The following is an 11,516-nucleotide window of genomic DNA, read 5'->3' on the forward strand; positions in this document are numbered from 1 at the left end:
TCTCCTCCCCTAGCTCCGGGCCCGCGTGCGCGGGTCGATCAGTCCGTACAGCAGGTCGACGACGAGGTTCGCGCCGAGGACCGCCAGGGTGATGAACAGGAAGATCCCCTGCATGAGCGCGTAGTCGTTGTTCGTCACGGCGGACAGCAGCTTCGACCCGATGCCCGGGTACGAGAACACCTGCTCGGTGACGACGGAGCCGGACACGATGAACCCGAGGGAGATCGCGAACCCGGCGACGGACGGCAGCACGGCGTTCCGGGCGGCGTAGTTCCGCAGGATCTTGCCGTCGGACAGGCCCTTCGCCTGCGCGGTGGTGATGTAGTCCTCGGACAGCGTCGACACCATCATGTTGCGCATGCCGAGCAGCCAGCCGCCGAGTGACGCGAGCACGATCGTCACCGCCGGCAGCACCCCGTACTGCACCGCCGAGACGATGAAGTCCCAGTTGAACCCGGGCGTCAGGATGACGTCGTAGCCGCCCTGCGCCGGGAACAGGTGGAGCCCGGTGGCGAAGAAGTACACCAGGATCAGCGCGAGCCAGAAGTACGGCACCGCGGCGAGCAGGGTGGTGGCCGGCACGAACGAGTCGAGCCAGGTGCCGGGCCGCCACCCGACGAAGGCCCCGAGGCCGACGCCGATGATCGCGGCCACGATGGTGGCGATGCCGACCAGGGCGATGGTCCACGGCAGCGAACTGCCGATCACCTCGGTGACGGGTGCCGGGAAGTAACTGACGGACACGCCGAGGTCACCGCGGAACACGTTGACCAGGTAGTGGCCGTACTGGGAGATGAGCGGCTCCGAGGAATCGCCACCGAGGAGCAGCTCGTACGCCTCCCGGGTCGCCGGGGTCACCTGGCCGCCGCGCTGCTGGAGCTTGGCGAGCAGGATGTCCACCGGGTTGCCGGGCAGGAGCCTGGGGATGATGAAGTTCAGCGTCAGGGCCGCCCACAGTGCGACGACGTAGAAGCCGATCTTGCGCAGGAAGTAGGTCATCGTCGAGTGCTCCTCGGTCGCGATCCCATCGGTGTCAGCCCTTCGCCGGCTTGAGCGCCTTGAAGATCTCGGCGTTGTCCGGGCTCGCCCAGACCGCCGGGAACGCGTACAGGTCGTCCTCCGTCGGCCAGCCGGTGAACTTCGCCGCGTGGAACTCGCTCGTCGTGCCGCCGGTCATCACGGGGATGTAGGGCAGGTCCTCGACGATGTGCTCCTGGATCGTGTCGAGCTCGGGCTGGGTCGCCGCGGTGTCCTCGGGGTTGATCGTGGCGAGCTTCGCGATGGCCTTGTCGACGTCGGGGTTGCTGTACCGCGAGATGTTCATCGGGGCCGCTTCGCCGACCTTCGCGGTGTTCGCCGTCGTGAAGTAGTTGTTGTACAGGTAGTACGGGTTCGCCGTCGGGCCCTGGCCGAGCGAGTCGATCGCGAGCTCGAAGTTGCCCTTGGTCTTCTTGTCGGTCCACTCGTTCCACGACGACTGCTGCGCCTTGAGCTCGATGCCCGCGGCCTTGAGCTGCTGCGTCATCGTGTCGATCGCGGTGATGTAGTCGGTCCACCCGGTGACGACCTCGACCGTGAGCGACAGCTTCTTGCCGTCCTTGGCGTAGATGCCGTCGGAGCCCTTCTCCCACCCGGCGTCCTCGAGGGTCGAGGCGGCCGCGTCGGTGTCGGCGGTCTCCGGCATCACGGCCGGCTCGATGTCCTTCGAGATGGTGTCCTTCTGCGTCGTGGTGAGCGCGAAGGTCGGCGAGATCTCGCTCGCGGTGTTCTCGAACGCCAGCGAGTTGAGCTGCTTGCGGTTGATGGCGTCGGCGATCGCGTGGCGGACGGCCGGGTCGGTCTGCGGGCCGGCGCAGCCCAGGTCGGTGTTCGCGCAGGTCAGCAGGGCCATCTGGTTCTGGCCGACGGTGATGCCGTCGTAGCCGTTGTAGTTGGCGGGGATGTCGTCCATGTTCGGCACCGGGCCGGTCTGCCAGTCGATCGACCCCTGCTTCAGCGCGTCGGCGCCGGCGGTGTTGCCGGAGAGCGACAGGTAGCGGATGGTCTTCACGGCCGGGGCGCCGTCCCAGTACTTCTTGTTCGCCTCGAGGGTGAACGCCTGCGCCTTGAAGGTGCCGAGCGTGTACGGGCCGGTGCCGACGGGCTCGCGCACGACGTCGGTGGTCGGGTCGATGTCCTTCCACAGGTGCTCGGGCACGATCCAGGTCTTGCCGAGCAGGTTCGGGCCGAGCACGAACGACGGCTTGTCGAACGAGACGACCACCTTGTCGTCGCCGTCGGCCTTCGCGGTTCCGTCGTAGCCGATCGAGTTCAGGGCCTTCTGCTTCTTGAGCATGTCGAGCGTGAACACGACGTCCTTCGAGGTGAAGGGCTCGCCGTCGCTCCAGGTGGCTCCGTCGCGCAGCGTGATGGTGAGCTGCGTGCCGTCGTCGTTCCACTCGTAGGACTTGCCGAGCAGTGGCTTCGGGTCCTTCGTGTTGACGTTGGTGATGAAGAAGAGCGACTCGTAGATCGTGCCGACGCCGCCGATGTTGGACGGCGACCACGGGTTGAAGTTGATCTGGTAGTCGCCGGACTGGCCGGTGTACGCCACCAGGGTCGAGGCAGCGGCGTCGTTCGTGCTGGCGGTGCCGCTGGAGCTGCAGCCGCTGAGCGCGAGGCCGGCTGCGAGGAGAACGGCGCCGCCGATGGCGAGCCGTGAACGGGTTGGGTTGAACATCGTTGTCCTCTCGGTCTGCGTCGTCGCAGGGTCCACGTTGTGAGCGTGATTGTTACACGCGTAAACTAAGGCGGTCAAGGGGTCGGGTCACGGCCCCGTAACGATGAGGAGACGCAATGGAGCGGACCACCCTGGACGGCACGTGGACCCTCGAGGCGGTGACCGGGCCCGAGCAGTCGGCGGAGCACCGCGAACCGGTCGAGGCGCAGGTCCCCGGCTGCGTGCACACCGACCTGCTGCGGGCCGGCCGGATCCCCGACCCGTTCGACGGCGACGGTGAGGCCGCCACCCAGTGGATCGGTGACACCGTCTGGCGCTACCGCCGCACGTTCGAGTGGACCGCACCGGACGAGACCCGCCACGACCTCGTCGCCGAGGGTCTCGACACCCTCGCCACGATCGAGCTCAACGGCATCATCGTCGCGACCACCGCCAACCAGCACCGCTCGTACCGGTTCCCCGTCGGGCACCTGCTCCGACCGGGTACGAACGAGCTCGTCGTCACGTTCGACGCGCCCGTCCCCGCCGCCGAGCGTCTGTCCGCCCTGCACGGCGGCGAGCTGCCGCACGTCAACCACCACCCCTACAACGCACTCCGCAAGAACGCGTCGAACTTCGGGTGGGACTGGGGCGTCGACGTCGCCACGAGCGGCATCTGGAAGTCGATCGGCATCGAGTCCTGGAGCGGCGTCCGCATCGCGGCCGTCCGCCCGCTCGTCGACCTCGACGGCACCACCGGGGTGCTGACGGCCCACGTCGACGTCGAGCACGCCGGCTCCACCGGGTCCTTCTCGCAGGCGATCGGCAGCGCGCCCGTCGCGTCCGCGGACGGTTCCGCGGGCACCGGCCTGGAGGCCCGGATCACCCTGGCCCCGCACCCCGCGTCCGCAGGACACACCGGTTCCGACACCGCCGGCCGGGTCGTCGGCGCACGTCCCGTCGTCGACGGCGCCGCGACCGTCCGCCTCGAGGTCCCCGACGTCGACGTCTGGTGGCCCCGCGGCGAGGGCGACCAGCCGCTGTACGACGTCCGGGTCGAGGTCGGCGACGACGTGTGGACCGGCCGCGTCGGCTTCCGCACCGTCACGCTCGACACCGCTGCCGACGCCGGCGGCGCGCCGTTCCTGCTCCGCGTGAACGGCCGTCCGGTCATGGTGCGCGGGGCGAACTGGATCCCCGACCACGCGTACCTGACCGAGATGACGCCCGAGCGGTACGCGGACCGGATCCAGGACGCGATCGACTCGAACATGAACCTGCTCCGCATCTGGGGCGGCGGCATCTACGAGTCCGACGACCTGTACGACCGGTGTGACGAGCTCGGCGTCCTGGTGTGGCAGGACTTCCTGTTCGCCTGTGCCGCCTACGCCGAGGAGCCCTGGCTCGCCGACGAGGTCGAGCCCGAGGTCCGCGAGGCCGTCACCCGACTCAGCCCGCACCCGTCACTCGTGGTGTGGAACGGCAACAACGAGAACCTCGTCGCCTACGCCGAGTGGGGCTGGCGGCCGTCGCTCGTCGGCCGGACCTGGGGCAACGGCTACTACCGATCCCTGCTGCCGTCGGTCGTCGCCGAGCTGGACCCGACCCGGCCGTACACGCCGGGCAGCCCGTTCTCGTTCGACGAGTACCTGACGCCGAACGACCAGCGGAACGGCAGCGTGCACATCTGGGACGTGTGGAACCGGCTCGACTACCGCGCCTACGCCGACTGGGAGCCGCGGTTCGTCGCCGAGTTCGGGTTCCAGGGCCCGCCGGCGTGGTCGACCCTGACCGCGGTGGTGCACGACGAGCCCCTCGACCCGGACGGCCACGAGATGCTCGTGCACCAGAAGGCCGACCAGGGCAACCGGAAGCTCGCCGACGGCATGCGGGGGCACCTGCCCGAGCCGACCTCCATCGAGGACTGGCACTTCGCCGCGCAGCTCAACCAGGCGCACGCGATCCGCTTCGGCATGGAGTGGTTCCGCTCCCGCACGCCCGACAACACCGGCATGGTCGTCTGGCAGCTCAACGACGACTGGCCCGTGGTGTCCTGGGCCCTGGTCGACCACGCCGGCATCCGGAAGCCCGTCTGGTACGCCGTCCGGCAGGCCTACCAGCCCGTGCTGCTCACCGTCCAGCCGTCGTCCGGTGCCCAGGGTGACGACGGCGACGGAGGCCTCGACGTCGTCCTCGTCAATGCGTCCGGGGCGCCGGTCGCGGACGAGGTCACGGTCTCCCGCGTCGCGTTCGACGGCACCGTGCTCGAGTCGTCGTCGTTCACGCTCGCGGCCGCTCCCGCCGATGCCGACCGGGTGCAGCTGCCGTCGTCGCTCGCGGTGCCGGGCGACCCCGGTTCCGAGGTCCTCGTCGTCACGGGAGCCGGCACCCGCACCGTGCACGACTTCGCCGAGGTCGTCGACCAGGCACTCGAGCCCTCGCCCCTGTCCACGGTGGTGTCGGCGACGGAGGACGGCGCGACGGTCACCGTGACGGCGACGGCGTACGCGCGCGACGTCTCGCTGTTCCCCGACCGCGTCGATTCGGCCGCCCGCGTCGACGACGGCCTGGTGTCCCTGCTCCCCGGCGAGTCGGTGACCTTCACGGTGACAGGCGCGCCGGGCATCGCTGCACAGGAGCTCGTCCACCCGCTCGTCCTCCGCCACGCAGGTTCGCTCCTCCCCTGACCCGGGCGCCCTAGGGGGACGGCGACGTTCCCTCGCGCCGCTGACGGTTCCGGTTCACGATCCCCCGGGTTCGCGAACCGGAACCGTCACCCGAGCACGCCCGCACACCTCCGCTGCACCCGCACCACCGCCACCCACACCGCACCACCCGCAGCACCGCCACCCCGCACCCGGCACCCGGCACCCGGCACCCGGCACCCGGCACCCGGCACCCGGCAGCACCGTCGCTCGCACCGGCACCACTCCCACCCGCAATACCGCAGCCCGCAGCCCGCAGCCCGCAGCCCGCAACACCGCAGCCCACGGACGGAGCGGCCGTCCCGCACCGCCGCCTCGTTCACCGCGCGGCACCCCGCCGAGCGCCCCGGGACGGACATTTCCTCTCGACGCGTGACGGTTCTGGTTCACGATCGCCGAGGATCGCGAACCAGAACCGTCACGTCGCCGATCAGGAAACGCTTCCCCCGCCGAAACAGCGCGGCTGACGGCGCTCAGTCGATCGTGCGGAGCTCCAGCACGATCGCGGTCGCGGGTGCGAGCAGCGGGAGCCGCGCGCCGACGTCCTCGAGCACGGCGCCGGTCAGCTCCAGGTGTCCGCGCACGAGCCACTCCGGCGGCACCATGTCGAGCCCGCGCGGGACAGCGAGCCCGGTCACCGGGGCGAGCCGGTAGCGCCGCGACCGGTCGAGTCCGCGCACCCGGAGCGGCACCGGCAACGACCTCGGCCCCGTCTCCGTCCGCGCCACCCGCACCAGCGCCCGCGAACGGTCGGTGGCCACGACCGACGTCGCCACCGTTCCCGGGTCTCCGAGGTCCAGGTGCCGCAGCCGCCCGGAGTGCAGCAGCCCGCGCTCCCGTCGGTACAGCGCCGTCCAGGCCCGGAGCCGGTCGAGCTCCTCGGGCGACAGCTTCGTGATGTCGGTCTCGATGCCGGCCGAGCCGAACAGCGACACCGCCATCCGGAAGTCCAGGTCGAGGTGCCGGCCCGTGGTGTGCGAGATCTCCGGCCCGACGTGCGAGCCGATCAGCTCGAGCGGGAGCAGTGCCTCGGTCCACCGCTGGATCGGCAGTCGCTCGAAGGCGTCGTTCGAGTCCGACGGCCACACCCGGTCGGTGCGCTCGAGCACGCCGAGGTCGATCCGGGCACCGCCGCTCGCGCACGCCTCGATCTCGAGCCACGGGTGCCGCGCACGCAGCTCGTCCATCAACGCGTACACGCCGCGGGTGTGCGCGTCGATGCCGGCGCGTCCCGCGTGCACCGCGTGCACGATGTCCCGGTTCTGGTCCCACTTCACGAAGTCGACGTGGTGCTCGCCGATCACGCGGGACATGCTCTCGAGCACGTGGTGCCGGGCCAGGGGGTTCGCCATGTCGAGCACGTACTGGTTCCGCCACGTGCGGACGTCGTCCTCGGGGCGCTGCAGCATCCACTCGGGGTGGGCCTCCGCCAGCTCGGACACCGGGCTGACCATCTCGGGCTCGAACCACAGCCCGAACTCCATGCCGAGCGCACGCACCCGGTCGACGAGCGGTGCCAGCCCGTCCGGCCACACCGACGGGTCGACGCGCCAGTCCCCGAGCGAGGTCGAGTCCGACCGCCGGCCGAGGAACCACCCGTCGTCGAGCACGAACCGCTCGACGCCGATGTCCGCCGCCGTCTCGGCCAGCGCCACCAGGGGCTCGAGCTCCTGCCGGTAGTAGACGGCCTCCCACGTGTTGAGCACCACGGGCCGGGGTCGTCGCGGGTGCCCCGGGCGGCTGCGCAACGAGTCGTGCAGCCGGTCGGACAGCCCGTCGATCCCGGTGTCGCTCCACACGAACACGGCGTCGGGGGCGGTGAACGACTGCCCCTCGCCGAGCACGACCTCGCCGGCGCGCAGCAGTTCTCCGGCACCGAGCAATGGTCTCGCCTCGGCGAGCTGGTCGTACCGGTACACGGAGTCGGCGCTCCAGGCCAGGTGCACCGCCCACAGCTCACCCTCGGCGTCTGAGAACCCGGGCGTCCCGAGCACGAGCAACGTCGGCGAGTCGTGGCCGGTCCGCCCGCGACGGCTCTCGCGCGCGTGGCTCCCGGCGGTCGCTGCCCGGCGCTGCGGGGTGCGCTCACGGGTCCACCGTCCGCCCAGGTCGAGCACCTCGGTGATCCGCTCCCCCACCGGCAGTGTCGCCTCGAGCGCCTGCACGTGCACGGGCTCGGCGTGGGTGTTCGTCACCGTGTGCCGCACCCGCAGCACCCCCGCGGAGTCGAGCGCGAACTCGCTCCGGAGCGCCAACGAGTCCGACTCGGCGGTCACGACGATCCGCTCGTCGTCACCGATCACCACCACGTCGAGCCACCGCGGCACGAGCGGCATCCCGTCCACGTGCCCCGCGATCCCCGGTCGCCCCTCCCACCCGTCGCGCTCGGTCGGCAGCACCGTGAGGGGCCACCGCGCGTCGAGCGCACTCGGCCCGAGCGGCCGGCCGAGTGCGAGCAGCAGGTCGGCCGCATCGTCCGGCGCGACGGGCCCGACGTCCCGACCCCAGTGCAGCACCTCGGGCAGCCCGTCCGCCGCGGACGCCAGCACCAGCGACACCCCGGCCGATCGCAGCACGTACACACGTCGATCGCCGGCACCGACGGCTGTCGACTCGCGCTCCACGACGGTCACGAGACCCGCTCCTCGCGCAGCACGCGGACGCGTCCGGCCGGCACGACGGTGTCCGGCCCGTGGCCGGACCCGTCGAGCAGGTCCGTGCCGGACGCGACGACCGTGACGTCGTCAGCACGGTGGTTGACGAGGAACAGGAAGGCGGAACCGTCGTCGCCGACGCGACGCACCGCCTCCAGGCCGGGAGGCCCGGTGACCGTCCGCAGGATCCCCCGCTCCGCGATCACCCCGTCCACGAGCCGTTGGATGCTGTCGTCCGCGAGCATCGCGGACACGTACCAGGCGCCGCCGCCGACGGCGCGGCGCGTGACGGCGGGCCGGCCCGCGAGCGGGCCGTCGGTGTAGCGGAGCACGGACTCGGCGTCCTCGAGGACGACCGCCTCGGCCCAGTCGGTGACGACCTCGCCGTCGTCGAGGGTCCAGCGTTCATCGCGCTGGAGCGGGGTGAACTCCTCGCTCCAGGCGCCGAGCACCTCGCGGAACGCGCCCGGGTAGCCGCCGGTGCGGATGCGGGCTGTCTCGTCGGCGACGCCGGACAGGTACGTGACGATCAGGGTCGCGCCGCGGTCCACCACGGCGGACAACCGCGCGGCGGTCGCGTCGTCGACGATGAGCATCGTCGGCACGACGACCACGTCGTAGCCGTCCAGGTCGGCGTCGGCGGGGACCACGTCCGTCAGCACCTGCCGGTCGTGGAACGCGCGGTGCCAGGCGCGGAGCTCCCGGCCGTAGCGCAGGCCCCGGTGCGGCTTGAGCCCCGACTGCACAGCCCAGCCGGAGGCCTCGTCCACGACGATCGCGACCCGGGCCGGCTCGACGCGGGTGCCCTGCACGGGTGCGAGGGCCTGCAGCGCCCGGCCAAGAGCGAGCACCTCGCCCCAGATGCGTGTGCGGGTGCCGGCGTGCGGGAGCATCGCGGAGTGGAACTGCTCCGCACCCGCGGTGGAGGCCCGCCACTGGAAGAACAGCGCCCCGTCGGACCCGTGCGCGACGTGCGCCAGGGCGTTCCGGACGAGCTCCGCGGGTTCCTTGGCGCGGTTGCGCTGCTGCCAGCTCGGGCCGCCCGTCGAGTGCTCCATCAGCAGCCAGGGGCGGCGGTCCGCCGACATCCCGCGCATCCGGTCACCGGCCAGCGCGAGGTCCTGCTCGCGGCGGGTGTCGTCGACGAGCGTGTAGTGGTCGTTCGCGACGATCGCCACGTGCTTGGCCCACCCGGCGTAGTCGACGACCTGCGACCCGGCGCCCACCATGAAGTTCGTCGTGACCGGCACGTCCGAGTGCTGCTCGATCACGGCCTTCTCGGCGTCGTACTGGCGGAGCAGGGCGTCGGACGAGTACCGCTCGAAGTCCAGCGCGAGCCCGGGGTTCGGTGCCCCGCCCACACCCCGTGGCGGCGAGACCTCGTCGAACGAGGTGTACGTGTGCCCCCAGAAGGCCGTGCCCCACGCGTCGTTCGCGGCCTCGACGTCGCCGTACTTCGCGACGAGCCAGTGCCGGAAGTCCGCTGCCGACTCCTCGCAATAGCACCGGCCGTTGCCGCCGCCGAGCTCGTTGCTCACGTGCCAGAGCCGCACCGCGGGGTGCCGGCCGTACCGATCGGCCAGCGCGTCGACCATGCGGAGCGCGTACTCCCGGAACAGCTCGGAGGCCGGGCACCACCCGAGTCGTCCACCCGGTCGCTCTCGCCGCTCCGTGGCGTCCACCGGGAGGATCTCCGGGTGTGCGGTCAGCAGCCAGTTCGGCGGTGCAGCGGTCGGCGTCGCGAGGTCCACCGCGATGCCGTGCTCGTGCAGCAGCGCGAGGACGTCGTCGAGCCACTCCCACGTGAAGTCCCCCGGCGACCGCTCGAGCAGTGCCCACGAGAACACCCCGACGGTGACCAGGTTCACGCCGACCTCACGCATCAGGCGAACGTCCTCGAGCCAGGTCTCCCGGGGCCACTGCTCGGGGCTGTAGTCGCCGCCGAACGACAGGCCGTCGGTCGGCCACGGGACGGTGGGGGCTGCGGTCACGGCATCTCCTTCGATGGTGTGGACCGCTCAAGCCTCCCGTCTGCGTCCGTGTTTGTCAACGTGTGTAACTAACGCGCCGAGACCTCTGCCTGATGCCTCGGCCGCTCACTCCCCCAGCAGCCGACGGATGGCGAGGACCGCCCCGGCGCGTGCCCACTCCGAGAACTCGAACGGCTGTACCTCCACCGTCACCGGCTCGGTGTACGGCGCCAGTGCGGCTCGCATCGACTCGTCGACGGTCGCCCGCGCCAGGTCGTACACGGGCAGCCCGTCGCCCGTCAGGACGACCGCCGAGGGGTCCGCGATGTGCACCGCGGTGGCGAGCAGGACCCCGAGGGCGCGGCCGGCATCCTCGAACGCAGCGAGGGCACCCTCGTCGCCGTCCCGCGCGAGCTCGACCACCTGGTCGTAGGTCTTCCCCTCGTGGCCGGCGTTCCGCACGATGACCGGGCTGGGAAGGTAGCTCGAGGCGCACCCGGCGTGACCGAGGCCACAGTCCGGACCGCCTCCGAGGACGGGAAGGTGCCCGATGCGCCCCAGTCGCCCGTGCTCCCCGGTGGAGACCTGCCCGTTCGCGATGAGCCCGAGGCCGAGGCCCTCACCGACCGTCACGAGCACCATCGACCCACGGCCGGCGCCCGCACCGAACCAGTGCTCCTTCGCCGTCAGCGCGTGGACGTCGTTCGCGGTGAACGTGGCGATGCCCGTCCGCTCCTCGAGCATCCGGGCGAACGGCACCTCGTGCCACCCGAGGAACACCGACGCCGCGACGACGGACTCCCCCGCGCGGACCATGACGTCTCCGGGCAGCGAGACCCCGATCGCACAGATGGCCGGGTGCGCATCCCGGAGCCGCTCGAGCACCAGGGCGATCTGCTCCGCGAGGGACTCGGCGGCGGTGTCGTCGATCGCCTCTTCGTGCAGGGCGAGGACCCGTCCGCCCAGGTCCGTGACCGCGGCGTACAGGCGGTCCTTCGTGAGCTTGACGCCGAGGAACTCCCACTGCCCACTGCTCACCTGCAGGAGCTCCGACGGACGACCGGTGGCACCGCGCACGTCAGTCCCGACCTCGACCACGAGCCGCTGTGACACGAGGATGCGCATCGCCCGCGTGAGGCTCGCCCGTGAGAGCCCGAGTGACCGAGCGATCTCTGCACGGGAGAGCACCCCGTGGATGAGGATCTCCCGCAACGCCAGTCGGGAGCCGTCGGGCAGGGCCGGCCAGGCTTCGGTCATCGTTCCTCCGTCGTCGGCTGATCCTACGGCCTGACCGGTCCCCGTCGACAAGGGCCCGGAACGGGCCGCAGAACGCAGAAAACCCCTGACCACGAATGGTCAGGGGTTCCCTGGTTCTTCCACGTTAAGTCCGGCGGCGTCCTACTCTCCCACAAGGTCCCCCTTGCAGTACCATCGGCGCTGAGAGGCTTAGCTTCCGGGTTCGGAATGTGACCGGGCGTTTCCCTCTCGC

Annotated in this window: 6 protein-coding genes and 1 rRNA gene; 1 reads left to right on the forward strand and 6 read right to left on the reverse strand. The window is 71.2% G+C overall.

The features are described 5' to 3' along the window. Positions 1-9: 9 nt before the first annotated feature. Together DEJ01_RS12705 and DEJ01_RS12710 are read right to left on the reverse strand one after the other, a co-directional pair. Positions 10-999 (reverse strand): ABC transporter permease, encoded by a 990-nt coding sequence (locus DEJ01_RS12705; protein WP_071247140.1) that lies wholly within the window; start codon positions 997-999, stop codon positions 10-12. A 34-nt stretch (positions 1,000-1,033) separates the two neighbouring features. Further along, a complete protein-coding gene (locus DEJ01_RS12710) occupies positions 1,034-2,719 on the reverse strand; it encodes an ABC transporter substrate-binding protein (protein WP_111093190.1) in 1,686 nt (561 codons plus the stop codon). A 116-nt stretch (positions 2,720-2,835) separates the two neighbouring features. Here DEJ01_RS12710 and DEJ01_RS12715 point away from each other — a divergent pair, with 116 nt between their 5' ends. Next, the gene (locus tag DEJ01_RS12715; protein ID WP_111093191.1) at positions 2,836-5,385 is read left to right on the forward strand and encodes a glycoside hydrolase family 2 protein; all 2,550 of its coding nucleotides are present in this window, start codon (positions 2,836-2,838) and stop codon (positions 5,383-5,385) included. A gap of 491 nt (positions 5,386-5,876) precedes the next feature. Here DEJ01_RS12715 and DEJ01_RS12725 read toward each other — a convergent pair whose 3' ends face one another. The 4 genes from DEJ01_RS12725 to rrf form a co-directional block, all read right to left on the reverse strand. Then, a complete protein-coding gene (locus DEJ01_RS12725) occupies positions 5,877-8,036 on the reverse strand; it encodes an alpha-galactosidase (protein WP_258375713.1) in 2,160 nt (719 codons plus the stop codon). Continuing rightward, positions 8,033-10,048: a beta-galactosidase gene (locus DEJ01_RS12730; protein WP_111093193.1), complete on the reverse strand. Its 2,016-nt coding sequence runs from the start codon at positions 10,046-10,048 to the stop codon at positions 8,033-8,035. Before DEJ01_RS12730 ends, DEJ01_RS12725 begins: the two co-directional genes overlap by 4 nt. Positions 10,049-10,153: 105 nt before the next feature. Then, complete coding sequence (locus DEJ01_RS12735; protein ID WP_111055610.1) at positions 10,154-11,284, reverse strand: ROK family transcriptional regulator; 1,131 nt, start codon at positions 11,282-11,284, stop codon at positions 10,154-10,156. 128 nt (positions 11,285-11,412) lie between these two features. Continuing rightward, positions 11,413-11,516: ribosomal RNA gene (rrf, locus tag DEJ01_RS12740) — 5S ribosomal RNA — on the reverse strand; the annotation flags it as partial.

Source organism: Curtobacterium sp. MCLR17_040 (genome assembly GCF_003234735.1).
Lineage (GTDB): Bacteria > Actinomycetota > Actinomycetes > Actinomycetales > Microbacteriaceae > Curtobacterium > Curtobacterium flaccumfaciens.